The sequence below is a fragment of the Chryseobacterium paridis genome (assembly GCF_016595215.1).
Lineage (GTDB): Bacteria > Bacteroidota > Bacteroidia > Flavobacteriales > Weeksellaceae > Chryseobacterium > Chryseobacterium paridis.
The window spans coordinates 1,899,730-1,926,112 of sequence record NZ_JAENHK010000010.1 but is presented as its reverse complement, the minus strand read 5'-3'; the positions used below and the strand labels follow the sequence as shown (position 1 = coordinate 1,926,112).

Annotated in this window: 26 protein-coding genes and 1 pseudogene; 14 read left to right on the top strand and 13 right to left on the bottom strand. The window is 33.7% G+C overall.

Going from position 1 to position 26,383, the window contains the following annotated elements; all coding sequences use genetic code 11:
- Positions 1-15: 15 nt before the first annotated feature.
- On the top strand, positions 16-729 hold the full coding sequence (locus tag JHL15_RS18170; RefSeq protein ID WP_200248069.1) for a hypothetical protein: 714 nt from the start codon (positions 16-18) through the stop codon (positions 727-729).
- Between the two features lie 333 nt (positions 730-1,062).
- The gene (locus tag JHL15_RS18165) at positions 1,063-1,434 is read left to right on the top strand and encodes a septal ring lytic transglycosylase RlpA family protein (protein ID WP_200248067.1); all 372 of its coding nucleotides are present in this window, start codon (positions 1,063-1,065) and stop codon (positions 1,432-1,434) included.
- A 52-nt stretch (positions 1,435-1,486) separates the two neighbouring features.
- On the opposite strand, the gene JHL15_RS18160 is transcribed toward JHL15_RS18165, so the two are convergent.
- The 4 genes from JHL15_RS18160 to JHL15_RS18145 form a co-directional block, all read right to left on the bottom strand.
- A complete protein-coding gene (locus JHL15_RS18160) occupies positions 1,487-2,251 on the bottom strand; it encodes an exodeoxyribonuclease III (protein WP_200248065.1) in 765 nt (254 codons plus the stop codon).
- A gap of 87 nt (positions 2,252-2,338) precedes the next feature.
- Positions 2,339-2,716 carry an MliC family protein gene (locus tag JHL15_RS18155; protein ID WP_200248063.1) on the bottom strand — a complete coding sequence of 126 codons (378 nt, stop codon included), beginning with the start codon at positions 2,714-2,716 and terminating at the stop codon, positions 2,339-2,341.
- A 117-nt stretch (positions 2,717-2,833) separates the two neighbouring features.
- Positions 2,834-4,378 carry a T9SS response regulator signal transducer PorX gene (gene porX / locus JHL15_RS18150; protein WP_200248061.1) on the bottom strand — a complete coding sequence of 515 codons (1,545 nt, stop codon included), beginning with the start codon at positions 4,376-4,378 and terminating at the stop codon, positions 2,834-2,836.
- Between the two features lie 134 nt (positions 4,379-4,512).
- Positions 4,513-5,919, bottom strand: coding sequence for a S41 family peptidase (locus JHL15_RS18145; protein WP_200248059.1), 1,407 nt, complete (start codon positions 5,917-5,919; stop codon positions 4,513-4,515).
- A gap of 319 nt (positions 5,920-6,238) precedes the next feature.
- Here JHL15_RS18145 and JHL15_RS18140 point away from each other — a divergent pair, with 319 nt between their 5' ends.
- The 8 genes from JHL15_RS18140 to JHL15_RS18105 all read left to right on the top strand — a co-directional run bounded on the left by JHL15_RS18140 (position 6,239) and on the right by JHL15_RS18105 (position 13,963).
- Entirely contained in the window at positions 6,239-7,465 is a 1,227-nt protein-coding gene (locus JHL15_RS18140) for an HD domain-containing protein (RefSeq protein ID WP_200248057.1), read from the top strand.
- A gap of 72 nt (positions 7,466-7,537) precedes the next feature.
- On the top strand, positions 7,538-8,569 hold the full coding sequence (gene lpxD / locus JHL15_RS18135; RefSeq protein WP_200248055.1) for a UDP-3-O-(3-hydroxymyristoyl)glucosamine N-acyltransferase: 1,032 nt from the start codon (positions 7,538-7,540) through the stop codon (positions 8,567-8,569).
- Positions 8,562-9,959 carry a bifunctional UDP-3-O-[3-hydroxymyristoyl] N-acetylglucosamine deacetylase/3-hydroxyacyl-ACP dehydratase gene (locus JHL15_RS18130; RefSeq protein WP_200248053.1) on the top strand — a complete coding sequence of 466 codons (1,398 nt, stop codon included), beginning with the start codon at positions 8,562-8,564 and terminating at the stop codon, positions 9,957-9,959. Before lpxD ends, JHL15_RS18130 begins: the two co-directional genes overlap by 8 nt.
- Positions 9,960-10,748 carry an acyl-ACP--UDP-N-acetylglucosamine O-acyltransferase gene (lpxA, locus tag JHL15_RS18125; RefSeq protein ID WP_200248051.1) on the top strand — a complete coding sequence of 263 codons (789 nt, stop codon included), beginning with the start codon at positions 9,960-9,962 and terminating at the stop codon, positions 10,746-10,748.
- 32 nt (positions 10,749-10,780) lie between these two features.
- A complete protein-coding gene (efp, locus tag JHL15_RS18120) occupies positions 10,781-11,344 on the top strand; it encodes an elongation factor P (RefSeq protein ID WP_089027479.1) in 564 nt (187 codons plus the stop codon).
- Positions 11,345-11,412: 68 nt separating this feature from the next.
- On the top strand, positions 11,413-12,315 hold the full coding sequence (locus JHL15_RS18115) for a UDP-3-O-(3-hydroxymyristoyl)glucosamine N-acyltransferase (RefSeq protein WP_200248049.1): 903 nt from the start codon (positions 11,413-11,415) through the stop codon (positions 12,313-12,315).
- Positions 12,316-12,405: 90 nt separating this feature from the next.
- A complete protein-coding gene (gene sucD / locus JHL15_RS18110; protein ID WP_089027477.1) occupies positions 12,406-13,278 on the top strand; it encodes a succinate--CoA ligase subunit alpha in 873 nt (290 codons plus the stop codon).
- Between the two features lie 16 nt (positions 13,279-13,294).
- Complete coding sequence (locus tag JHL15_RS18105) at positions 13,295-13,963, top strand: porin family protein (RefSeq protein WP_200248047.1); 669 nt, start codon at positions 13,295-13,297, stop codon at positions 13,961-13,963.
- Between the two features lie 76 nt (positions 13,964-14,039).
- Here JHL15_RS18105 and JHL15_RS18100 read toward each other — a convergent pair whose 3' ends face one another.
- The 3 genes from JHL15_RS18100 to JHL15_RS18090 form a co-directional block, all read right to left on the bottom strand.
- On the bottom strand, positions 14,040-15,350 hold the full coding sequence (locus JHL15_RS18100; RefSeq protein ID WP_200248045.1) for an ABC transporter permease: 1,311 nt from the start codon (positions 15,348-15,350) through the stop codon (positions 14,040-14,042).
- A gap of 4 nt (positions 15,351-15,354) precedes the next feature.
- Positions 15,355-16,266, bottom strand: coding sequence for an ABC transporter ATP-binding protein (locus JHL15_RS18095; RefSeq protein ID WP_200248043.1), 912 nt, complete (start codon positions 16,264-16,266; stop codon positions 15,355-15,357).
- Positions 16,267-16,371: 105 nt separating this feature from the next.
- Positions 16,372-16,722, bottom strand: coding sequence for a T9SS type A sorting domain-containing protein (locus tag JHL15_RS18090; protein ID WP_200248042.1), 351 nt, complete (start codon positions 16,720-16,722; stop codon positions 16,372-16,374).
- A gap of 119 nt (positions 16,723-16,841) precedes the next feature.
- Between JHL15_RS18090 and hemB the strand changes: the two genes are divergently transcribed.
- Positions 16,842-17,831, top strand: a complete 990-nt coding sequence (hemB, locus tag JHL15_RS18085) for a porphobilinogen synthase (RefSeq protein WP_200248040.1) — start codon at positions 16,842-16,844, stop codon at positions 17,829-17,831.
- 85 nt (positions 17,832-17,916) lie between these two features.
- On the opposite strand, the gene JHL15_RS18080 is transcribed toward hemB, so the two are convergent.
- Together JHL15_RS18080 and JHL15_RS18075 are read right to left on the bottom strand one after the other, a co-directional pair.
- Positions 17,917-18,645 carry a hypothetical protein gene (locus JHL15_RS18080; RefSeq protein ID WP_200248039.1) on the bottom strand — a complete coding sequence of 243 codons (729 nt, stop codon included), beginning with the start codon at positions 18,643-18,645 and terminating at the stop codon, positions 17,917-17,919.
- Positions 18,646-18,712: 67 nt separating this feature from the next.
- Positions 18,713-19,006 (bottom strand): TM2 domain-containing protein, encoded by a 294-nt coding sequence (locus JHL15_RS18075; RefSeq protein ID WP_200248038.1) that lies wholly within the window; start codon positions 19,004-19,006, stop codon positions 18,713-18,715.
- Positions 19,007-19,110: 104 nt separating this feature from the next.
- Between JHL15_RS18075 and lptB the strand changes: the two are divergent.
- A pseudogene (gene lptB, locus JHL15_RS18070) lies at positions 19,111-19,836 on the top strand (LPS export ABC transporter ATP-binding protein); the annotation flags it as partial.
- Between the two features lie 347 nt (positions 19,837-20,183).
- Here the strand turns inward: lptB and JHL15_RS18065 are convergent.
- Positions 20,184-20,633, bottom strand: coding sequence for an Rrf2 family transcriptional regulator (locus JHL15_RS18065; protein WP_200248034.1), 450 nt, complete (start codon positions 20,631-20,633; stop codon positions 20,184-20,186).
- 6 nt (positions 20,634-20,639) lie between these two features.
- A complete protein-coding gene (gene hmpA, locus JHL15_RS18060) occupies positions 20,640-21,842 on the bottom strand; it encodes an NO-inducible flavohemoprotein (protein WP_200248032.1) in 1,203 nt (400 codons plus the stop codon).
- Between the two features lie 347 nt (positions 21,843-22,189).
- Here hmpA and JHL15_RS18055 point away from each other — a divergent pair, with 347 nt between their 5' ends.
- On the top strand, positions 22,190-23,269 hold the full coding sequence (locus JHL15_RS18055; protein WP_200248029.1) for a baeRF3 domain-containing protein: 1,080 nt from the start codon (positions 22,190-22,192) through the stop codon (positions 23,267-23,269).
- A 180-nt stretch (positions 23,270-23,449) separates the two neighbouring features.
- Positions 23,450-25,177, top strand: a complete 1,728-nt coding sequence (locus JHL15_RS18050) for an ABC transporter ATP-binding protein (RefSeq protein ID WP_200249207.1) — start codon at positions 23,450-23,452, stop codon at positions 25,175-25,177.
- A gap of 57 nt (positions 25,178-25,234) precedes the next feature.
- Here the strand turns inward: JHL15_RS18050 and JHL15_RS18045 are convergent, their stop codons facing one another.
- Positions 25,235-25,696 carry a carboxymuconolactone decarboxylase family protein gene (locus tag JHL15_RS18045; protein ID WP_200248027.1) on the bottom strand — a complete coding sequence of 154 codons (462 nt, stop codon included), beginning with the start codon at positions 25,694-25,696 and terminating at the stop codon, positions 25,235-25,237.
- A 78-nt stretch (positions 25,697-25,774) separates the two neighbouring features.
- On the bottom strand, positions 25,775-26,344 hold the full coding sequence (locus JHL15_RS18040) for a Crp/Fnr family transcriptional regulator (RefSeq protein ID WP_200248025.1): 570 nt from the start codon (positions 26,342-26,344) through the stop codon (positions 25,775-25,777).
- Positions 26,345-26,383: the final 39 nt, after the last annotated feature.

Here is a 26,383-nt window from a genome sequence, read left to right as displayed (position 1 = left end):
AAAAACACAATTAAAATGAAGAATATTTTATTAAACCTAATGGGCGCTTTCTTATTGTTTTTAGGAGAAACAACTTATGCTCAACTTAATAGCAATGGAAATATAAGTTCAACATTATCTAACACCAACTATTTTATGGATGCCAGTAACTTTGAAGGGCTGGCTAATAAAAACTATGGTAGAGGACTGGGATTTCCCAGAACCGACTTAACGAATTTTATATTCAATAAGGATGCAATGGATAATGAAGTAATTGTCTCTGATTTTGATGGTATGGTAGTTTATAATAATGCTACGGGAAATACTGCTCCAGGGCAAGGGCTAACAACAGCAGTAGCTCCAGGATTCTATTACTTTTCAAATCCAGGAAATCCAGGAAATCTTACAAAGGGAAAATGGATAGCTATTGGTGGTAACTCTGATAAAACTAATATAACGACTACTGAAACTGCTACTCATACTTTAATAAATAATGAACAAGTGTATGCGGTTAAGGGAACATTTTCTACTAATGGAACATCAACTGCTGTTAATATTCCTTCACCTTCCGGAATGACAGGTATGTATGGAATTACAATCTACAAGGCTGGTTCAGGAAACGTTTATTCTAGAGACTTATATTCATATACATTAGGAAGTAATGGAGGAAATGCAGTTACTGGATCTCAAAGTATGTCTGTGGTATATCCGGCAGGTACATATGATTATGTATTAGAATATTTAAAATAAACGAATAATTACTTACCTATTTATGAAAAAGCCAATGAAGATTTCATTGGCTTTTTTGGTAGATTTTATAGAAAATTTGTATTTTTAACATATTGGTTTTCAGGTGTTTTTAAATGTAATCAGAGACTGGTGAAAAGAAATACGTTAATTATGTTAACTTTTAAGGTTTATTTTTAACACTTTTTAACAGTGTGCTCTAAAAGCCCTGTTTGTAAAGGGTTACAAGTGTCGTTAACTTTAAATTGATTTTTTGTTAACACTTTTTAACATTTGAGCTATGGTGCTAAAAAGTTTCATGATACATTTGCCAAGTCAAAACCAATAAAATTCAAAATGATGAAAAGATTCATTCTCGTAATCATAATGATGATTTCAACCTTTGGTATTTATTCTTTCAAGAATAATGCCATAGATGCGAAAAAAACAAGTTATGCATCGTTCTACCACGATAAGTTTAATGGTAGGAAAACCGCAAACGGAGAAATTTTTGATAATTCAAAATTCACCGCTGCAAATAGAACGCTTCCATTTGGAACTAAAATTAGAGTTACCAATTTAAGCAATGGAAAAGAGGTTACAGTAAGGATAAATGATAGAGGACCTTTCCATTCATCAAGAGCACTAGATATTTCTAGAGCCGCGTTCAATGAAATCGGAAATACCAATCTTGGTACCATTCCGGTGGAATATGAAATTGTCGATTAAATTTATGATTTATTAAATTTTAAAGCCAACTGATTCAGTTGGCTTTTTCTTTTTAAACATCCAATTCCAATAAAGCGGGACAATGATCGGAATGTACTGCTTCTTTTAAAATGACAGCTCTTGAAAGCTTATCTTTTAAGGCATAGGAAGTGAAATTATAATCCAATCTCCACCCTTTATTATTAGCTCTGGAATTCTGCCTATAGCTCCACCATGTATAATTGCCAGGATCATTATTAAAGAATCTGAAACTATCAATTAATTCGCATTCCTCAATAAAATTGGTCATCCATTCTCTTTCCATAGGTAGAAAACCGGAAACATTTTTTAATCTGATAGGATCATGAATATCAATAGCCTCATGGCAAATATTAAAATCTCCGGAAATAATAAGATGGGGAATCTCATTTTTAAGATTTTTAATATAGTTCAGAAAATCGTGACAGAATTGCATTTTAAAATCCAGTCTTTCTATATTGGACGCAGATGGAACATATACAGAAATTACAGAATAACCATCAAAGTCTGCACGTATGATTCTTCCTTCATTATCATAACTTTCAATTCCGCAACCATATTCTATATGATTAGGCTTTATTTTAGAAGCTATTCCGACGCCACTATATCCTTTTCTTATTGCAGAGTGCCAATAACTATGATAGCCCAGTTTTTGAAGACTATCGATGTCTATTTGATCGTTTCCTGCCTTACTCTCCTGAATGCATATAACATCTGGATCTGCAATCTTTAACCAACCCAAGAAATCCTTGGTAAAAGCGGCTCTAATCCCATTGACATTGTAAGTGATTAATTTCATAAACAAAAATAAATTTTTTCAAATGTAGCGAAATAAAAAAGTCAGCTTTGAATTTCAAAACCGACTTTTATCATTTAATAACGACTTTTATTTTTTAAAAACTGTTTTACCGTCTTTTGTAAGCTCTATTTCTTCACCTTTTCCTCTTAGTTCATAATGATCATTCTTATACCAGATTCCTGATGCTGGTTTTTGCCCTTGTAATTCAATTGTTTCTTTGTCAAAGACTACTGTTGCCGTATTTTTAGTGTTATTGAAACTCATTTCCAATGTTTTTCCCTTACTGTCTTTTGCTGTACTTGTAACGATTTCATCCTTATTAGACGAAACAGTAGCGGAATCAGATGGCTTTGAAGAAAGGGTGTCTGTAATTGCAGATGAAGTATCTGTAGTACTCTTTTCTTTAGTGCACGACGTTAAAAATAATGCTACTAATGCTGTAGCAACGAAAATGTTTCTTTTCATAATATTATAGTATATGTGTGTTTCTTAGTATACAAAATGAATGCCTCAATAAAAAAGGCGGAAAAAATCAATTAATTTTTTCCGCCTTGAACCCGAATTAATAAACTATGAAAAAAACTATTTGGGTTCTAAAATGCTGATTGGAATAATACATTCTTCTAATGATATTCCTCCATGTTGGTAAGTTTCTTTATAATAGTTTACAAAATGATTATAATTCTTTGGATAAGCCAGGAAGATATTATTCTTCGCAAAAATATACTTTGAACTTAAATTTCCTTTTGGTAAAAATAATTTCTCAGGATTGGTAATAGCCCATACATCTCTGTCATCATAGGTTAAACTTTTCCCTGTTTTGTATCGGATATTAGTAGATGTTTCTCTATCACCAACAACCTTGCTTGGTTTTTTTACATAAACAGTTCCATGATCGGTCGTAATAACTAATTTGTAACCATTTTCAGCTGCTAGTTTAATGATTTTTACAATAGATGAATTTTCAAACCAGTTATACGTTAGGGATCTGAAAGTTTTATCGTCACGAATCAACTGATCCACAATATGGTTGTCTGTTTTTGCATGAGATAAAATATCAATGAAATTGTAAACAATTACGAGTAGGTCATTATTTTTGTGCTGATTGAAGTCATCATAGATTTTTCTTTCAAAATCAGCATTTAAAACTTTTAAATACTTCATTGACTTTGAACCTAGACCTATTCTCTTCATCTGATCTTCAAGAAAATCACGTTCGAATTCATTTTTATTACCATCTTCATTATCATTAAACCATTTATCTGGAAAACGTTTTTCTATTTCTGAAGGTAAAAGTCCTGCAAAAAACGAATTTCTTGCATATTGAGTTGCAGTTGGAAGGATACTATAGTAATAATCTTCAGATACCTTATTATAATACTTGGTGAATAGAGGTTCTACCACTTTCCATTGATCATATCTGAGATTATCCACCATCAATAGAAGGACTTTACTTTTTTCCACTTCAGGTTTTACTTTATCTTTAAAAAGAGTGTGACTCATCACTGGTTTATCACTTCCTCCTAACCATTCTTCATAATTATTTTCAATAAATTTTGCGAATTGGATGTTAGCTTCTTCTTTTTGAGATTGTAGAAGATCAGCAAACTCATTATCTGTGACTTTATCAAATTTAATTTCCCAGTTTAAAATTTTCTTATAATATTCTGCCCATTCCTGATAAGACTTTAAATAAGAAAGTTCCATAGATAGGTTTCTAAATTCCTGTTGATATTGTAGGATTGTTTTTTGCTCAACCAAATTGTCCTCTTGTAGGTTCTTCTTAAGAGAAAGAAGGATCTGATTAGGGTTTACTGGCTTAAGGATATAATCTGCAATTTGAGAACCAATTGCTTCTTCCATAATATGTTCCTCTTCACTCTTAGTTACCATAACTATTTTTAAAGAGTTATCTCTTTCTTTAATCATAGGAATAGCCTCTAATCCTGAGATGCCCGGCATGTTTTCATCAATTAATGTCAATGCAAATTTCTCGGAATCTATTAACTCTAGCGCTTCATTTACATTATTAACGGGGGTTACGTGGTAACCCTTTTTTTCTAAAAATACAATATGAGGTTTAAGTAAATCTATTTCATCATCTATCCATAATATTTTTTCCGACATAATATTTATTTTTTACATGGTTATCGTATCAAAAGTGTGACCAAATCATTATAAAATCTCTCAAAATGAAAGGCTTAAAAGTTAAATTATAGTTAAATGAAAGCCCTTTATTTTTTTTAAGCTAGAGATTTAGTCTAATGGCCTGTTTTTATATATTCTAAGGCTCTTTCAAGAACCTCATCTTTTCCCGATTTTATTCCTTCTAAAGTTGGTTTTATAATAATGTCAGGGATAATTCCAATTCTTTGAGTCTCTCTTCCATCCGGATAATAAGCACCAAGACCGGTAAAGCTGGTTTCTAAACCTGCAATTTTAAACCTGATAACATCTCCGTTGGCTCCCGAAGAATAACTTCCAATAGTTTTAGCCTTTGGATGTTGCTTCAACATCATTGCTGTTGTTTCCGCCTGGCTTTGCGTATTCTCATCTATCAAAACTACTACATTTCCTTTATAATATTCACTATTTTTTCTTCCAATACTGTTTTTTCTACTATAAAATAAACCGGGGTAGGTAGTCTCAGGAAAATTAAACTCATAATAAATTGCTGTTTCAGGAAGAAATAGCAGGCTTAAAGGTCTTATAGTTTGTCTAGGGTAATTTCTAAGATCGAAAATAATAGATTCTGTTGTTTTCAGATTTTGGTACATTTCATCTAAATCTTCTCTTTCAATAATTCCCATATTGACATATCCAATTTTTTTCTCCTGATCGTAGTATTTCCATTTTTCCGGAGCTTTTTGTCTTTCATACATGATGTCTCTTGGAAGATATGTTTTCAGTTTAAATACCATATTTTGCCCGTCTCTTTGTACTTTAACTTCTATGCTGTCATTATTTGAAAAAAGAAAAAGGTTTTTTACTTTTTTAATCTTCCCCCAGGAGTTTGAAGCTGGAATGTATTTTGAAAATCCATTGACCATTTGAGGAATAGTTTTATTATTGATATCATAAATGATATCTCCTGTTTTTAAAGTAGATTCTTGCTTATCAATAGTGGAATTAATTTTAGTAACAATCAATTTGCCTTCTGCATAGGAATAGTCTGCTGGTACTTTTCTTCTCCCATACTGATTTAAACTAATTAAAGGTGAAAAGAGAAAAGCGTGAGAATCATCAATTTTTGTCACTAGCTCGGCCAATGTTAAATGATAATTTGTATCATTGTTTATATTGATAAATTTAGGGATCATTTCTTTCAAAACATCATTCCAGTTCTGATCTGTTTCATATTTATAGGGAAAGAAATATTCAACGAAATTCCAATATCTAAATAATTCTAAAAGAGCAATTTGTTTAGAAATAAATTTTGAGCCATAAGAATCATCATTTCTGAAAAATATTTTCCTTCCTCCTTTCCCGAAATAGTAAGGTTCATCAATGTATCTGTTTTCTTCAATAAATTGAAGCCTTTTAATCACATCTGTTGTAAATACCTTTTCATCTTTGATCCAGTTCAGATCAAAATTTTTACGAAAATATACTTTCCCCAAGACTATCAAGCCATTCTGAATATAGAATGTTGAGTTGATTTTTATCATGAATATTTTCAAGCTCATCTATTTTTTGAAGTAATTGTTTATCCCAGTCAAATGAGCCTTTCGCAACATTTGGGTGATAATACTTTAGGAAGCCCCAAACTTTACAAAGAGATTCCAGCTTTTGAATTTCGGAGACCGTTTGAGCAGAAAATAAAGATGTACTTAAAAAAAAGATTAAAACAGAAATTGCTCTCATTAAACTTGTCCATTAATTATGTTTTCAAAGATATAAATCTCTGCCTTATGAGGTATTGTTTCCGGAGTGAAAACCTAAGATTAAATTTCCCTAACTTTGTTTGCTAATACTTTCAGTCTTCAAATGCAAAATAAGCTAAAAATTATCAACGATCCCGTTCATGGATTTATTAAGATCCCACACGAAATTTTATTTGATATTATTGAACATCCCTATTTTCAAAGGTTAAGAAGAATTTCGCAAACGGGGCTTCTCAATCTAATCTTTCCAGGTGCTACCCATACAAGATTCCATCATGCTATCGGTGCGATGCATTTAATGTTCACCGCTCTTGAGACTTTAAAACAAAAAGGAGTTAAAATATCAGACGAAGAAGAGAAGGGTGCTATGTTAGCCATCTTAATGCATGATATTGGTCATGGTCCATTTTCTCACGCATTGGAAAGTATGCTGATGGATGACTGGCATCACGAGAATCTTTCATTATTATTAATGAATAGATTGAATGAACAGTTTGACGGCCAATTGTCGACTGCAATTGAAATGTTTCAGGGGAAATATCACAGAAAATTTTTCAACCAGCTGATTTCTTCCCAATTAGATGTAGATCGTTTAGACTATTTAAAAAGAGATAGTTTTTTCACAGGAGTTTCTGAAGGAAATATTAATACACAACGAATCATCTCTATGATGAATGTTTGTGAAGAAGGTGAATTGGTAATAGATGCGAAAGGGATCTATTCAATAGAAAATTTTTTAACCGCCAGAATGTTTATGTACTGGCAGGTGTATTATCATAAGACATCGGCATTAGCAGAATTTATTTTGGTGAAAATTTTAGAAAGAGCAAAATACTTAGTTTCACATGGAATAGATTTGCCGGCGACTGAGAATTTAAAATACTTTTTATACAGAGGAAAGAGTACTGCAACAGATGAAGATGTGGAAAGATTTACCCAGTTGGATGATAATGATGTGATTCAGGCAATGAAACTTTGGCAGAATTCCGATGATTTTATATTGGCATATTGGTGTAAATGTGTGATAAAGAGAGATCTTCCTAAAACAATTATTTCATCTCATCCTTTCGAAAAAGCTTTTGTTGAAGAAAAAATAAAAAATACCAATGAGTTTTTTGGAATTGATAATGGTGCTGAACTTGTTCATGAAATTAAGAGAAAACTTTTGCCATACAATACCAAAATGCAGCCCATTTATTTATTACAGAAAAATGGAGAAAAAATAAGGCTGGATGAGTCGGAAGATCAGCTTTTGTCGGGACTTATTGTCAATAAAACGACCAGATATATTTTAACATTCCCCAGAGATTTTTCTAAAATAATTTCTTAAAGAATATTAAAATTATCGATCCGAAAACTAAAAAATGTTTACGAATAATAGAATTTCTTATCTTTGCAGAATATGGAATTTACAGCTTCGCAAATTGCAAGTTTTATTGACGGAAAAATAATAGGTGATGAAAATGCACTTATTAATGGCGTTTCACCAATTGAAAATGGGGAATCAGGACATCTTTCTTTTATAGCTCAAGATCGATTTTCTCATTATTTGGATACTTCAAAGTGCTCCGTAATTATTGCTTCTGAAAAACTTATTGTAAAAGATAGTTACAATCCCACTATTATTGCCGTAAAAGATGCTTATTTATCTTTTCAGGTTCTGATGAATTTATATCAGGAAATGCAAGGGAAAAAGGAAGGTATCGAAGACGGTGCATCTATTCACGATACTGCTGTAATTGCTGAAAAAGTATATATTGGAGCTTTTACGTATGTTTCAGAAAAAGCTAAGATTGGAGAAGGAACACAAATTTATCCACAGGTTTACATTGGAAAAGGTGTGAAAATTGGAAAAAACTGTAAAATCGATAGCGGAGCAAGAATATATGATTACTGCATAATTGGAGATAATTGTGTGATTCACTCCAATACTGTTGTAGGTGGAGACGGATTTGGATTCCAGCCAACAGCAGAGGGCTTTAAGAAAATTCCTCAGCTTGGAAATGTTATTATTGAAGATGATGTGGAAATTGGTTCGAATTGTAGTATAGACAGAGCTACTATCGGTTCTACCATAATCGGAAAAGGAACTAAAATAGATAACCTGATCCAGATAGCACATAATGTAAAGATTGGTCAGAATAATGTAATTGCAGCTCAGGCAGGAATTGCAGGATCTACAACTATAGGAGACTGGAACCAGATTGGAGGTCAGGTAGGAGTAGTTGGCCATATCAAAATAGGCAACCAGGTGAAAATTCAGGCGCAGAGTGGAGTGAATTCCAGCGTTAGTGATAAAGAAACATTGTACGGCTCTCCGGCAATCAGTTACAATGACTACCTTAGAAATTATGTTCATTTCAGAAACTTTACTGAAATCGTAGGACGAATAAATAATCTTGAGAATACCTCAAAAGATCATACTAATGAGTGATATGCAAAAAACACTTCAGCAAGAGGTTACTCTTTCTGGAATTGGCCTTCATACTGGTAAAGAAGTAAAACTTACCATTAAACCTGCTAAAGAAAATACAGGTTTTGTTTTTGTAAGAACCGATTTAGAGGGGCACCCTCAGGTTGAAGCAGATGTAAACTATGTTGTAGCAACTGAAAGAGGAACAACCTTAGAAAAACTTGGAGTAAAAATCAATACTTGTGAACACCTTCTTGCTGCTTTGGTAGGATGTGATGTAGACAATGCTATATTAGAGATGGATGCTTCAGAACCTCCTATTTTGGATGGATCTTCAAAGTTTTTTGTTGAAGCTATCGAAAGTGTAGGAGTAATAGAGCAGGCAATTGCCAGAGAATACCTGGTAGTGAAAGAAGTTCTTAGTTATACAGATCCTGCCACAGGTTCAGAAATCACAATTATTCCATCTGATAATTACGAGATCACAACAATGGTAGATTTTGGAACCAAAGTATTGGGTACCCAAAATGCTACTCTTAAAAATATTTCAGAATTTAAAGAAGAGATTTCATCAGCAAGAACTTTCAGTTTTTTACATGAGTTGGAAATGCTTTTGGATCACGGCTTAATTAAAGGAGGCGATATTTCTAATGCCATTGTATATGTTGATAAAGATCTTACACCAGATACCACTGAAAAATTAAAGAAAGCATTTGGAAAAGATAATGTTTCCATCAGACCAAATGGTATCCTTGATAATCTTACTCTAAACTACCCTAACGAGGCTGCAAGACACAAATTACTTGATGTGATTGGTGACTTGGCTTTAGCAGGTGTTAAAATAAAAGGGAAAGTAATTGCTAATAAACCAGGACATTTTGTAAATACTCAGTTTGCAAAGAAACTAAACCGTCAGTGGAAACTGCAAAAAAAGAAAAATGTTCCTGACTTTGATCTGACAAAAGAACCCGTTTTTGATATCAATGGAATTATGAAATTGATGCCACACAGACCTCCGTTCTTATTGATAGATAAAGTTCTTGAGCTTTCTGATTCTCACGTTGTAGGGCTGAAGAATGTTACCATGAACGAACCTTTCTTCGTTGGACACTTTCCGAAAGAACCTGTAATGCCAGGAGTTTTGCAAGTGGAAGCTTTAGCACAAACAGGAGGGATATTAGTATTAGCAAGCGTTCCGGATCCAGAAAATTATTCTACTTATTTCATTAAAATGGATAAAGTAAAATTTAAGAGAAAAGTAGTTCCCGGTGATACTATGATTTTCAAAATTGAGTTGATAGAGCCTATCAGAAGAGGTATCGTTCATATGCAAGGATACGGATATGTAGGAGATACTGTAGCTGTAGAAGCTGAGTTAATGGCTCAAGTTGCAAAAAATAAAGTTGACTAAATGGTTCATCAATTAGCTGCCGTAGATAAGCGTGCAAAAATCAGCAAAAATGTAATTGTAGAACCTTTCACTACCATTGCAGGGGATGTAGAAATTGGAGAAGGTAGTTGGATTGGTCCCAATGTTACTATTATGGATGGTGCCAGAATAGGAAAGAACTGTCGGATTTTTCCCGGGACTGTAATTTCTGCAATTCCACAGGATTTAAAATTTGATGGTGAAGATACTCAGGTAATTATCGGAGACGAGACTACTATCAGAGAATGTGTTACAGTAAACAGAGGTACCAAAGCTCTTGGATATACCAAAATCGGTAAAAACTGTCTTATTATGGCAACTTCTCACATTGCTCACGACTGTGTTATCGGTGATCATGTTATCATTGTAAATGGTTGTGGTATTGCTGGTCACGTAGAAATTGGCGATTATACTGTAATGGGAGGATTAAGTGCTGTACATCAATTTGGAAAAATTGGAAAACATGTGATGATTTCCGGTGGAACCCTGGTAAGAAAAGACATCCCGCCTTACGTAAAAGTAGCAAGAGAGCCAATGTCTTATGCAGGTATCAACTCGGTAGGTTTAAGAAGAAGAGGTTTTACCAATGAGAAGATTTTTGAGATTCAAAAAATATACAGAGCCATTTTCCAAATGAAAATGAATGTTTCTCAGGCAATCACCCACATTGAAAAAGAAATGCTTCCAACCGCTGAAAGAGATGAAATTCTTCAATTTATCCAAAACTCTCCTAGAGGTATTGTAAAAGGATACGGAACAGGAAAGGAATAATGTAATAAAATAAAAAGATAATATAAAAATTAATGGCAACAAGTAACGATATTAGAAAGGGACTTTGCATTGAATATAGCAACGATATTTTCAAAGTAATTGAATTTTTACACGTAAAACCAGGAAAAGGACCTGCTTTTGTAAGAACAAAATTAAAATCAGTAACGAATGGGAAGGTAATTGATAATACTTTTTCAGCTGGTCACAAAATAGATGAAGTAAAAGTAATCACAAGAAAGTTTCAATATCTTTATGATGATGAAAATGGATTTCACTTCATGAACAATGATGATTTCTCTCAATTGTATATCAATAAAGAAATGATCGAAAATGCTCAGTTTATGAAAGCAGGAGAAGAAGTGACAATCATCTTGAAAGAAGCTGATGAAACTCCACTTTCTGCAGAACTTCCTCAGTCTGTATTTTTAGATGTCATCGAAGCAGATCCTGGAGTAAAAGGAAATACAGCTACGAATGCTCTTAAAAATGCAATTGTTGAAACAGGAGCAAGAGTAATGGTTCCACTGTTTATAGAGCCAGGAGACAAAATCAAAGTAAGCACTGAAGATGGTTCTTACTTAGAAAGAGTAAAATAATAATACAAATTACATAGATTCGGTCTGCACCAGCAGTCCGAATTTTGTTTTATAAGAAATACATTTTTATGAGATTCCATTCTCCACAAAAATTGAAAACAATTGCTGAATTAATTTCAGCAAAATTTGTTGGTGCCGAAGATTTTGAAGTATTGGGAACCAATGAGATTCATATGGTAAAGCCGGGAGAGATTGTGTTTGTCAATCATCCGAAGTACTATGATAAAGCTTTGAATTCTGCTGCGACAATTATTCTGATTGATAAAGAAGTTGATTGCCCGGAAGGGAAAGCTCTTTTAATTTCAGAAGATCCATTCAGAGATTTCAATGCTATTAATACTCACTTTACAAGAATATATAATTTTACTGAAGAATTGCATGATGTAGAAATTGGTGAAGGCACTAAAATTCACTCTACAGCAGTGATTGGTAACAATGTAAAAATTGGAAAGAATACCCTTATTTTTCCAAATGTTGTGATCGGAGACAGAATAGTAATCGGAGATAATGTAGTTATCCAATCTGGGACAGTATTAGGAGGAGATGCTTTTTATTACAGAAAACTGAACGGTAATTTTGACCGTCTTATTTCTGTAGGTAATGTGGTCATTGAAAATAATGTAGAGATAGGAAATAATTGCACAATCGACAGAGGGGTTACAGATTCAACGATTATCGGTGAGGGTTCTGTATTAGATAACCAGATTCAGATCGGTCATGATACCATAATCGGTAAAAAATGTCTTATAGCTTCTCAGGTAGGTATTGCAGGTTGTTGTGTGATCGGTGATGAGGTTACATTATGGGGACAAGTGGGTATTGCTTCAGGAAACAAAATTGAAAGTGGATCTGTCTTACTGGGAAAAACGGGAGTGAACAGAGATCTGGAAAAAGGAACCTATATTGGTATGTTTGCGGAAGACTTTAAAACCTATCTGAAAAAAGAAGTTAAGCTGAGAAATCTCAAATAAACAAATTGAAAGTTTTGTCTGAAATCAAAGAAATTTAAGTAAATTTGTGAGCATTAATAAAATAGTAAATAAATTAAAAACAACAATAAAATGTCAATTTTAGTAAACAAAGATTCTAAAGTAATTGTACAAGGATTTACAGGGAACGAAGGTACTTTCCATGCAGGTCAGATGATTGAATACGGAACAAATGTAGTAGGTGGAGTTACCCCAGGAAAAGGAGGAAGCGAGCACTTAGGAAAGCCTGTATTTAATACTGTAGCTGATGCTGTTCAAAAAGCTGGAGCTAACGTAAGTATTATTTTCGTACCACCTGCATTTGCTGCTGATGCTATTATGGAAGCTGCTGAAGCTGGAATTAAAGTTATCGTATGTATTACTGAAGGAATCCCTGTAGCGGATATGGTAAAAGTAAAATCTTACATTGCAGACAGAGACTGTAGATTGATCGGTCCAAACTGCCCTGGAATTATTACTTCAGACGAAGCTAAAATTGGTATTATGCCAGGTTTTGTTTTCAAAAAAGGTAAAGTAGGTATCGTTTCTAAATCTGGTACTCTTACTTACGAAGCTGCAGATCAGGTTGTAAGAGCTGGTTTCGGTATTTCTACTGCTATTGGTATTGGTGGAGATCCAATCATTGGAACTACAACAAGAGAAGCATTAGAATTGTTTATCAATGATCCTGAAACAGAAGCTGTAGTAATGATCGGTGAAATTGGTGGAGGATTAGAAGCTGAAGCTGCAAGATGGTATAAAGCAAGTGGTTCTACTAAACCAGTAGTTGGTTTCATCGCTGGACAAACTGCACCTAAAGGAAGAACAATGGGACATGCAGGAGCTATCGTAGGTGGAGCAGAAGATACTGCACAGGCAAAAATGGAAATCATGAGAGAAAACGGAATTAACGTTGTAGATTCTCCTGCTGACATTGGCGCTACTGTTGCTAAAGTGTTAGCTTAATCATAAAACAAAACATATGAAAAAACTTTTATTAGCCTCTGCTTTGGCTTTTTCTACCTTATCTTTTGCACAGATTAATTTCAAGAACACAAGATTTGGTATTACGGCTGGAGGCAATTATTCCCGAGTGCAAAATGCACACAACCCTTCCGGACCCAGATATACTGTACAGGCTGGTGCTCTAGCGCTGATACCTGTTGGAAAAGGAAATCAGTTTTATATTCAGCCGGAAGTATTATACTATGGTGCTGGAGAAACTGGAAAAGATAAAGACGTTAAAGGAAGAGATGGTTACGATGCAGTATATGCAAATAATTATCTTAGTGTTCCTCTTTATTTCAAAGGATACTTTTCAGAGGCAGAATCTGAGTTCTTTGGAATGATAGGACCTCGATTTAACTTTTTGCTGAACCAAAATGTTAAAAACGCTCCTGTAAGCAGACCTTATTATGATCCTGATGTAACTGATCCTAAATATCCTGGAGTTAATGGAAAGGCAAATAGCTTTAACTTTGGATTAGGTGTAGGTGTGGGATATAGCTATAAAAGACAGTTGGAATTAGCTGTAAAATATGACTATGGATTTTCCAATACATATCCTAATCTCGGAAAAGAACCTGGGGGGACTAGCAAAGGAAAGTCTGAACAAGTTCTTAGCGTAAGTTTAAGTTATATCTTTCAATAAGAATCTTTCATTCAAATAAAAAATAAACCCTGAAACTAAGTTTCAGGGTTTATTTTTTATTTGAATACTTCAAGTGTTAATTTCTTATCCACTTCCAAAGTTCTTTTAAAGTAGCTTTATTTCCATACATTAAGATACCTACCCGGTAGATTTTTCCCGCTAAAAATATCATAAAAATAGTCGTCAGGACTAATAGTGTTATAGACAATGCTATTTGCCATGCTGGCACACCGAAAGGAATTCTTGCAATCATGGCCACAGGAGAGGTAAAAGGTATCATAGATAACCAAAAGCCCAGAGGACCATCAGGATTGTTCATTAATGAAAAACTACCATACATTCCTAAAGTCAGTGGTAATATAGCAAATAAAGTAAACTGTTGTGTTTCTGTTTCATTGTCAACAGCAGAACCAATAGCGGCGTAAACAGAGCTGTAAAAGATATAACCAAGAAGGAAAAATACAATAAATACAAAAATGATTAATGGAAAATTAAGTTCCAGTAAACTGTGAGAAACTTGTGTTGCGATCTGGGCTACATCCAATTTGCTTGTAATTGCCTCACTTCCTCCAGGGATATTTTTCTGAATGGAGGAAAAACCTGTATTCAGTACCAATGCTCCCACCACAGACATGGTGATCCATATAATAAACTGAGTTAAAGCTACCATTGTTACTCCTAAGATCTTCCCCATCATCAGTTCAAATGGCTTTACAGAAGAAATAATAATTTCCACAACGCGGTTATTCTTTTCTTCCAGAACACTTCTCATTACCCTAACCCCATAAATAATGATAAACATAAAGGTAACATACATCAGGACCATGCTTAATCCTGTTTTTACTCCAAAAGTTAAGTCTGAATCCTCTTTATTATCTTCCGAGACATTAATTGTCTTTAAAGTGAAATTTTTATCCAGATCACTAAGCTGAGTTTCGGCTATACCTAATTGTTTAATTTTTTCTTTTTTAATAACATTACTGATGTCAGAAATGATGCGTTGCTTTGTATCAAATCCAATTTTGCTATTAATAACCAGTCTTGTATTTTTTTCCAGGTCATCATAATTTTGGCCGTTCAGCTCGGGTAGAATTAGAATCCCATCTAAAGATTCATTGCCTTTTAACTTGCTTACTTTGGTTTTCTCTTCCGCGGATGGTATAAAGGTATAGTTCAGTTTGGAATCTGAATGTAATTGATTTTTGAACAATCCACTTTTATCAACGACTTCAATAACACTGTGAGACTCATTAGCCTTAAACATAAGCCCGATAACTGCACCAAAGGCAATAATCATAACCGGAGCCAGTAAAGTGAGTATAATAAAGGATTTTTTCTTTACCTGTGTAAGGAATTCCCTTTTTGTAATTAAAAAAATATTGTTCATAAAATTAAGAATGATTACCTACTGCGTTAATAAATACTTCATTCATGCTCGGAATTCTCTCGTCAAATGATCTTACCTTTCCTACATGCACTAAATCTAAAAGAATGTTATTTTGATCACTTTCATTCTTCAGATCAAAAGATACCAGATCATTTTCATTGGAAAAATTAAAAAGTTCATATTTATCTTTGAAAGTTTCAAAATTGGGATGGTTTACTTCGGAGAGAGTGATTCCAAAAATATTTTTCTTAAACTTTTCTCTTACGTCGAACACTCTGCCATCCAATATTTTTTTAGAATTATCAATAAGGGCAACATAGTCACACATTTCTTCTACACTTTCCATTCTATGTGTTGACAGGATGATCGTGGTACCATTATTTTTAAGATCAATAATCTGATCTTTGATCAGGTTGGCGTTCACAGGATCAAACCCAGAGAAAGGTTCATCCAGAATCAATAAATGAGGTCTGTGAAGCACTGTAACTACAAACTGGATCTTTTGAGCCATACCTTTTGAGAGTTCAGATAACTTTTTCTTCCACCATTGATCAATATTAAGTTTTTCAAACCACTTCTTTGCCTCGCTTAATGCATCATTCTTGCTCATCCCCTTTAATTCAGCGAAATATAGGATTTGATCTCCAACGTTCATGTTTTTATACAATCCTCTTTCTTCCGGCATGTACCCGATATTCTTAATATGATCTGGATTGAGCTTTTCCCCATTGATGAATATATTTCCGGAGTCAGCCTGGGTAATTTGATTGATGATACGGATGAATGAGGTTTTCCCTGCTCCGTTTGGTCCTAGAAGACCATAGATACTCCCTTTTGGGACATGTATGCTAAAATCATCCAATGCTATCTTTTTTCCTGCATTGTAGGTTTTAGTAATATGTTCAGCTTTTAGCATTAAATTGTTTTTTACAATTAGTATGAAAATGTCTCGAAAGTTACGGAATAATTAAAAGAGAACTCATGCAAAAGAAAAAATCCTGATGATTATCAGGATTTAATTTTATTGTTTTACTATTTGGGTAACTTTTTGTGTGTTGTCACTTAATATGTAGCGGATTAAATATTTACCGGGTTTTAATTTTTCGATATTTATTTCTCCTGAATTCATATTAACTGCATAAGTGGCAACCTGTGTACCTAATATAGAGTAGAATGTAACATTTTTGACCTTTAAAGAAGGATCCTTTGCCCTAATGATAAGGAAATCCTTTGCAGGATTGGGATAGGCAATAAAAACTCCATCATCAGATTTTTGTGAGATGGAACCAGGCTCTCTAAGTTGAGCTTTTACATTGCTGGAAAATCCAACAAAAGTGCCTACGAAAAGAATTAAAAGTAAAAGTTTTTTCATCAAAATATAATTTCTCAAGTATTTAAAAACAAAAATATAAAAAATCTACCACTCTGCGATATATTTTTTCATATAACTTGTAGTAAATTTGCATAAACTTATTCAAAAAGTATTCCAAAATGATACATTCAAGAAATAGAAGGCTAAGAGTTAATGAATCAATGAGAAGTTTAGTAAGAGAAAATAACCTTACAACTAATGATTTCGTAATGCCAATCTTCGTAATGGAGGGTGAAAACAAGGAAGAACCAATTGCATCAATGCCAGGTATATTCAGGCGCAGCATAGATTTGACAGTAAAGGAGTGTAAAGAATTATTTTCACTGGGAATAAAATCTGTCAATTTGTACATGAAAGTTTCTGACCATTTAAAGGATAATACAGGAAAAGAAGCATGGAATAAAGATGGTCTTATGCAAAACACCATCAAAGCAATAAAAGATGCTCTTCCGGAAATGATCGTAATGCCTGATGTTGCTTTGGATCCATATTCTATTTATGGACATGATGGGATTATCGAAAACGGTAAGATTGTGAATGATGCGACTGTCGATGCATTGGCAAGAATGTCTGTATCTCACGCAGAGGCTGGAGCTGACATCGTGGCACCCAGTGATATGATGGATGGCCGAGTTTTAGGTATTCGTGAAGCTTTAGAAGAAAGTGGTTTTACAGACGTTGGTATTTTAAGCTATTCTGCGAAATATGCCAGCTCTTTCTATGGTCCTTTTAGAAGTGCGTTGGATAGTGCTCCTAAAGACAATATGGAAATTCCAAAAGATAAAAAAACATATCAGATGGATTTTCACAATTCAAGAGAAGCATTGAATGAAGTATTTAAAGATATTGATGAAGGAGCTGATATTATTATGATAAAACCAGGACTTCCTTATCTGGATATTGTATCCAAGATTCGTGAAGCTGTAGACCTTCCGATTGCAGTATATAACGTAAGTGGAGAATATGCGATGGTAAAAGCAGCAGCACAAAATGGCTGGCTGGATAATGATAAAACAATTATTGAAAGCTTAACGTGTTTCAAAAGAGCAGGAGCTGATATGATCTTTACATATTTTGCGAAGGAAGCTGCAATTCTTTTAAATAAATAATTAATAGTTACATATAATAAAAACACCTCTGATTCAGAGGTGTTTTTACTTTTATAGGATATAAGATATTGGCTCAATGTTATTTTTACATAATATTAAAATCCTTTCCCTTTGTAAACTTAGCTGCGAAAGGAGCCTGATTTCCGGAATATTTTAAAACAAAATGTTTTTTAGTATCCGTATCCAATTTTGCATCTACTTCCACATCTTGAGTCTGAAAACTTACATCCAGACCAACTGAAGATTCTTTTTCCAGATAGATTTCTACACTTTCAGCATAAAACAATGAAGTGCTTAAATAATTGAATTTAATATTTCTTCTGTACGTCTTGGTTTGATCATCAGTAAAAATTGAATAATTTTTTAAAATTTCAATTCCCGGAGAATCAATATTCGTAATTCTGGATTTGGTAACTCCATTTACTCTGACGGAAAAGCTCTTCGCATCTTTAATATTACCATTGACTCCAATATTAAATAATGATGGTAAAGAAAGACCATATTCGATCATACTGTCTTTGGTAAATTCAAAATCAGGAATTAAAGCCGGATGTTTTGGGGTATTGATCAATTGGTTTTTGACCGTATTTAATTTCTCTTCAGAAAATAGATATCCAATGAGATTATTACCTGTTGTTCTCCAGTTTCTACCATCCCATTCGAAGATTTCACATAGTAAAGTGTCTGTTGACGAATGGGGAAGGAGATCCATATCCTGCCATTTAAAAACTTCCTTCGCATATGGTCTTCGGTCAACGAGGTTGATTCCCAGGTCTAATGCTAGAAGTTCTGTCAGTTCCTTATTGTTTTCCATAAAAATTTAATTGTTGATTGGTGCTATAAATGTATTGAAATAAAGTAGATTATTATTTTATAAATTTTTATAGCCAGCCTTTTTTGCTATATACATAAGTATCGTCAAATTGCTTATCACTCATGAACAAATACAAGATACCTTCTATAAAAGGAATGATGGATGCTGCTCCAAATGTGAAAATATTTAAGATGATCTGAATAATTCCTTCTTTTGTGTATCCCAGATAAAATTTATTTAAACCAAGCCATCCTACAAGAATTCCCAATAATGCTGCAGGGATTTTTTTCTCAGAACGATAAGACGTTGTGGCCTGCTGGTTTTGATTGTTTTCTGTTTTTGTGTAACCGTAATTTTCCATTTTAGTATTTTTTATGATAATGTGAATTGTTTTTAACATAAGTCGAAGAAAAATATGAGTAGTTACAAAATCATAACTTAAAACAAATTTATATCTTTGCCACTATGATTTTACGAGGAGAAAACTTAATCAAAGAATACGGTCCGAAAAAAGTTGTAAAAGGCGTTTCTGTACAGGTTCAACAGGGAGAAATTGTTGGTTTGCTGGGTCCTAACGGGGCAGGTAAAACTACTTCATTCTACATGATCGTAGGGCTGGTTAAGCCTACTTCCGGTAAAATTTTCCTCGATAAACAGGAAATTACTACTGATGCGATGTATCGCAGAGCACAAAAGGGAATAGGTTACCTTGCTCAGGAAGCTTCTGTTTTCAGAAAACTTTCAGTAGAAGAAAACATTATGGGAGTTCTACAGCTCACTAATCTTTCAAAACGTGAACAACAAATAAAATGTGATGAGCTCGTAGAAGAGTTCTCATTACAACATGTGCGTAAGAACAGAGGAGACCTTCTTTCAGGGGGGGAAAGACGTAGAACAGAAATTGCACGATGTTTAGCAACTAATCCCAATTTTATTCTTCTGGATGAGCCTTTTGCCGGGGTTGACCCAATTGCGGTTGAAGACATTCAAAAAATTGTAAGAAGTTTAGTTGATAAAAACATTGGAATCCTGATTACCGACCACAACGTTCAGCAGACACTTGCTATTACGAATAAAACATACATTATGTTTGAAGGAAGAATCCTGAAAGAAGGTCTTCCTGAAGAACTGGCCAATGACCCACAGGTAAGAGAAGCTTATCTGGGTGAGAATTTCGTTTATCAAAGTATTTTAGATAAACCAAAAAAGAAAAAATACGCTTACAATATCTGGGCAGGGAATTTTGATTCCAAATCGCAGCTTCAAAGTTTTGTAGACCATCAGTTTTCGCAGTTTGATGACTTGAGATTGATGTATGGCTTTGAAGATATTAGTTTCGCATCCCTGGCGAATTCAGAAATCGAGCATATCTTTAACGATATAGTTGATAAGAATGCTAATAATTCATTTGTTTTTCAGAGAAAGGAAATCACTTCGCAGTATTCTTTAGAACAGGCCGAGGCTGAATCTAAAGAAGGAAGCAAACCAGAGTTGCATTATCTTACTACTTACATATACGAAGGTTAGGAACGAAAGGACTAAGCAGATGGTTTCGTTGTATTGTGCTGACTGCTGAAAATAATTTCCCAATTATTAAAAACCAGATCCGATAGATAATGCTGATTCATACTGGTGATGAAGGCCTGATAAGCAATATCTAAAAATGATTTTAGCTTACAGTTAAAGGACATAAATATACATGGTTTTGAATGGCAATTTATAATTGGGCTGTCATCCTGTTCTAATAAATGTATAAGATCTCCTAATCCGGTTGTATTGGCTTTTTCGGAGATAAGAATTCCTCCGTTTTTTCCTCGTTTAGTTACAACCAATTCTTTTTGAGAGAGAAACTGAACCACTTTAATGAGGTGATTACGCAGTATATTTAGTTTTTCGGATAGTTCATCCAAAGAACATGATTTTGGGTTACTTTGATTTAAATAAATAAGAACCCGTAAGCTGTAATCGGTAAAGTGGTTCAGTTTCATTGATTGTTAATTTAAATGAAGAAGTTGCGGCCCGAATTCCTCGTAAAGAATATTTTCTTTAGCAATACCCAGTTGCATCAGTGAATCATATTGCACTTTTATAAATGCTTCGGGACCACAAATATAATATTTTGCTTTATCAATAAGAATTTCTTCTTTAATTTCATGAAGGTTAATTCTTCCCTTTTTTACAAGATTGTTTTCTTCCTTTTCTATATTTTCATAGAAGATATGGGTAGTAAGCCAATTATTATTTTGATCCAAGTGATTCACGTGGTCTTTAAATGCATGAACTTTTTCATCCCGGCAGCTATGTAGCCATACGACAGTATTTTTCTGAAGATTATTTTTGTTTGTTTCCAGCATGCTGAGAAGGGGAGTGGCTCCGACACCGCCACTTATGAGTACCAATGGATCTTCTGTGACAAGATCCGCATGGAATATCCCTGAAGGAGCGGTTGCCTCTATTTCATCACCTATAGATTTTTGATGTAAAAGATTGGATACAATACCATCCGGGGAATGCTGATTTTTTTCCCTTTTTACGGATATTCTATAGTATTTAGGATTGAATGCTGATGACAGACTGTATTGCCTAGGTTGTTCATACCCTAAAAGCGGAACAAATGTTTTCACAGAAATGTATTGTCCTGGAAGATAATCTGCAATGGGCTTAGAATCCTTTGGTGTAAGGTAAAATGATTTGATTTCACTGCTTTCTTCTATAATATCAGCAATAACAAATGTTCTCCAGCCTTTCCATCCACCTACTTTTTTTAAAGTAGATTCATACATCTTGTCCTCCAGCGATATCATTATTTTAGCCAGTTCGTTGTATGCAATAGTCCAGGCTTCTATCAAATCTGTACTGGCAGCATCTCCAAGTACTTCTTTTATGGAGGAGATTAAATGCAATCCTACAATATCATATTGTTCAGGACTTATATGTAAGCTTACATGTTTGTTGCCAATAGACTGTAATGCATTGATAAGGACTCCAGGATTTTCGATATGCTCAGCGTAAGCTAGTACAGCACCAGCGAGAGCGTTTTGTTGTTTACCACTTGCCTGATTACTCATATTGAAAAGGTTTTTGAGTTCAGGATTGTGTGTAAACATTCTTGAATAAAAATGTTTTGTCAGATCAGTACCATTCGTTTTTAAAACAGGAACGGTGGCTTTTACCAAAGCTTTTTGTTTGTCATCCATCTTATTGTTTTTTAAGGTTGAAACAAATGTACAAAAAAATCATATTGTCGTATTTTAAATACAACAATTAAAAAATGACATTTATCAATTCAAAGAAAATGGGTTTTAAAAATGTTCCTGGGTAAAAGTTCTACAATAGAGTAATAGGAAATGTTTTCTATCTAATTTATCATTACATTAAAATAATGCTGACATTCTATCAAAATAGTGTAATATTTAAAATTCAATTTTAAATATTTGATATTTAAATGAGCGTTTAATTATTTTTAAGGTCTGGTTTTTGTATTTAATACAGCTAAAGTGATAAAATAATTCACTAAATTTCATTATTAATTAAAAATACAAATATGTCATTACAAGAAAAATTACAAAAACTAGCCAATGAAAGAAATGAACCTTGTGTAAGTATTTCATTAAATACACATCGGACTTTTCCGGAAAACCAACAAGATGAAATTATTTTAAAAAACCTCATCAAAGAAGCTGAAAACAGAGTTATTGATGAATATGGAAAAAGACCCGCGGCAGAAGTTCTGGAAAAATTAGAGAATATTGCAGGTAAAATAGATCATCAGTACAACCTTGATAGTCTGCATATTTTTTTATCCAAGGATACGGAAGAAATTATCAAATCTACATGGTCATCAAGAGGAAATGTAGCTGAAATAGACGAAAAATTTGCAGTAAGACCTCTTATCAAGGCGGCAGTGAGAGCGCAGGAATATCTTATTTTATTATTGACACAAAGTGGAACAAAGTTGTATGAGGCCTTAAATGATTCTATTATAAAGGAAGTTCGTGAAGAAGGATTTCCATTTCCTCAAAATCCGTTCTATATCACACACTCTGATGTGAGAAGCGATTCAAAACAGGTAGATAACCAAATCAAAGAATATTTTAACAGAGTTGATAAATCTGTTGTTGAAATTTACAAGAAAACAAATCTGAATGTTGTGGTTATCAGTACAGCGGATAATTACAGTAAACTTCTTGAAGTTGCTGATGTTCCTAAAATTTATATAGGACATGATAATAAAAATTATGTTTCTGCTGAAGAGCATCACATTGTTGAACAAGCCTATGAAATTATCAAAGCTAAGCAAAAAGAAAATCGTGCTTTGGCCATTGAAGAAATTAAAGAAGCTGTTCCCCATGGAACTGTTCTTACTGACTTACAGGAAATTTATCAGGCGGCGCTGGACGGAAGAGGGGATCTGCTGATCGTTCATCAGGATTATGAGCAACCTGTGAAAATGATAGATGACCGTACATTTGAATATATAGATGATTCCAAAGAGCAAGGTGTTGTCGATGATATTGTGTCTATTATTGCATGGGAAGTATTTTCTAAAAAAGGCAGAGTTCATTTTACCCATCAGGATGAACTTTTGGATCTTGGAAAGATCGTTTTAAAAACGAGATATTAAAAATAAATTATCCTCGATAAAATATAAGCTGGCATTAGTCCAGCTTTTTTTATGGATTGTTTTAAAAAAGCTTTAATTTTACTAAAGATCTTAGTAAGAATGGCGAAACCCTTTAACAGAACAATTACCTTATTCGGAATATATAAACAACTTATTCCGTTTATAAGGCCTTATCGTTTAATGATCTATGGAACATTGTTTCTTACTTTTTTAGGAGCACTGGCTGCACAGGTCAATCCGTTGGTTTTAAAATATACAGTAGATGAGGTCACACAGCTTACCCATCTTCCACATCCTATGACCGAGGGGATTCATGTGTTGGTTGTGATTTCTATTATTTTATTAGGAAAAGAATTATTGAATATTTTCATCAATTTCGGACAGAAATTCTATGGAGAGAAGATCAGGATTAATGTAAGTTCAGTCCTGGCGCAATCAGCGATTGATAAGATACTGACCTATAGGGTTGCTTATTTTAATGATGAGAATCATGAATCAGGAAAGTTGCAGATAAGGATCGATCGTGGAATTGAAAGCTTAACAAAACTGGTCCAAAACTTTTTCATCGATATTTTACCACTTTTCTCGAATGCTATTATAGCATTGATCATCATGTATATGCAGAATGTGTATGTAGGAATAGTGTCTACGATAATTGTTCCCATTTATTTTTACATCAGTTCGCTACAGGCCGGTAAGTTGGGAGGAGTTCGGCGCCAATTGAGAAATCAGCGGGAGCAGAAAACTTCTGGATTGCTCAACCTGATCAATTCTATTATGGTCATTAAAAGTTTTGTTCGTGAGAAATTTGAGGGTAAAAAGCAATACGACCTGCAAATGCAATTAATGGAAAGCCAGATGTTCACAAGGAAAACCAATTTTATTTATGATGGACTGAAGACTTTTATAGAACAATTCGGAGTGGTTCTCATTATTTTATTAACTGTTTATCTGGTTCTGGATCAGCAAATGACGATTGGAGCTATTATGCTTCATATTATGCTTTTCAATAATGTTTCTTCACCGATTCGTCAGCTTCATCGTATTTATGATGATATGAATGATGCTATGATCTATGCAGAAGGTTATTTTGACATTTTAAATGCAGATGATGAAAAAGAACAAAACGGAACATTTGTAGAAAAAGAAATTAAAGGAACATTCGAACTTAAAAATATAGATTTTACTTACCCTAACGGGACTAAAGCTTTGCATGATGTTTCTATGAAGATTGAGAATGGAAAAACGACAGCCTTAGTAGGATTAAGTGGTGCCGGAAAATCAACAATTATCAACCTTTTATGTAAGTTTTATCTTCCGGATTCTGGTGAGATTCTATTGGATAATGTTGATTTAAATAATTATGATAATACTTTTTTAAGAAACGATATAGGATTGGTGTTGCAGAGGAATCATATTTTTCAGGGAAGTATTGAAGACAATATCCGTTATGGAAATATGAATGCCAGCTTTGATGAAATTCAGGATGCTGCGAAAAAGGCGTATCTGCACGATCAGATCCTGGATTTGCCGGATCAATATCGTCACGATGCAACTCAGCTTTCCGGAGGTCAACAGCAGAGAATAGCTATTGCAAGATTGTTTCTAAAGAATCCGCCCATTATATTCCTCGATGAACCTACCGCAAGTCTTGATGCAATTGCAACAGAACAGATCAAAAATTCGTTAGATGCAATTAAAGAGGGACGAACAGTGATCATTATATCGCATTCCCTATCCCAGATCCTGGATTCTGATAAGATCTATGTCATGAAAAAAGGAAGGGTAGTTGAAAGTGGAACCCATACTGAGTTGGTTCTGCAAAATGGAACATACAGAGAGATTTTTGATGCCGCGGCAAGAAGTCTTAATCTTGATAAATTGGTGAACACATTTAAAGAAAACTAAAAAAAATAAGCCCGTTAAGGAAAATTATCGGGCTTGTTTTTTCTGGTGAATATTGATTTAGTTTTTTTCAGGAACCTGATAGGTACCGACTTCTGCACCGAATGCTATATTTACCCTGTTATAACTGTTAATAGCAATAACAGCCATTGTAAGATCTACCATTTCAGTTTCTGAAAAATGAGCGCTTACTTCCGTATATATTTCATCTGAAATTTCTTTTCCATTTAAAGCAGTAAGCTTTTCCGCCCATAGTAAAGCTGCTTTTTCTTTTTCAGTGTAAAAAGGGCATTCTCTCCATGCGCTTACTAAAAATATTCTCTGTTCTGTTTCGCCTTTTGCTCTTAATTGTTTAGAGTGCATATCCAGACAAAAAGCACAGCCGTTCATCTGTGAAACACGAAAATAAAGAAGTTCCAGAAAGGAATTATCCAATGATGAATTTTCTACATGGTATCCCATTGTGTGAAGTGCATTTACAGCTTTGTTTCCCATAGCGAATGCGTTGATTCTTTGTGACATAATTTTGTTTTTTATTGATTAATTATGTAGCAAATGTAGATGGGTTTTAATTCAGATTTTTTTACAAATGATAAAAAATCATTTTTGTGCACGAATTCTGCTTAATGATACCTGAGTAATTCCAATATAGTCTGCCAAGTCCCCAAGACTGATCCGCTGAATAAGCTCAGGCTTTTGTTTTAAAAAGTTATGGTATCTTTTTTTGCCGTCGTCTTCCAGCATTTCACTTATTCTTCCCATCATATTAACAGGAGCTTTTGAATACAATTTGCTGAAAAGAGTTTCTGCCGAATGATACTTTTTACAGAGGGTATCGACAATATTTTTACGGATAGAGTAGACCTGAACTGGTTCTAAAGCTACAAACATATATTTTGAAGGTTTGCCTGTCAGAAATCCACTGAGTTCTGTGAAAAACGAATTTTCAGAGAAAAAAGTCATAATAAAATCTTTATCCCCATTATCAAAGAATAGTTTCACTAGTCCTTTTTCTAAAAAATAAAAATGTTTACAGGTTTCATCAGATTTTAGTAAAAAATCACCTTTTCTATAATTTTTTAATTCTAAATTTGAAATTAATTCATCAATGACCTCCTGTTCGAGGTTGGAAATTTTTTCAATAGTCTGTAGGAAATTGGTGTAACTCATTATTAATACAATAGGATTCTTGGATAGCTAAATATAAGT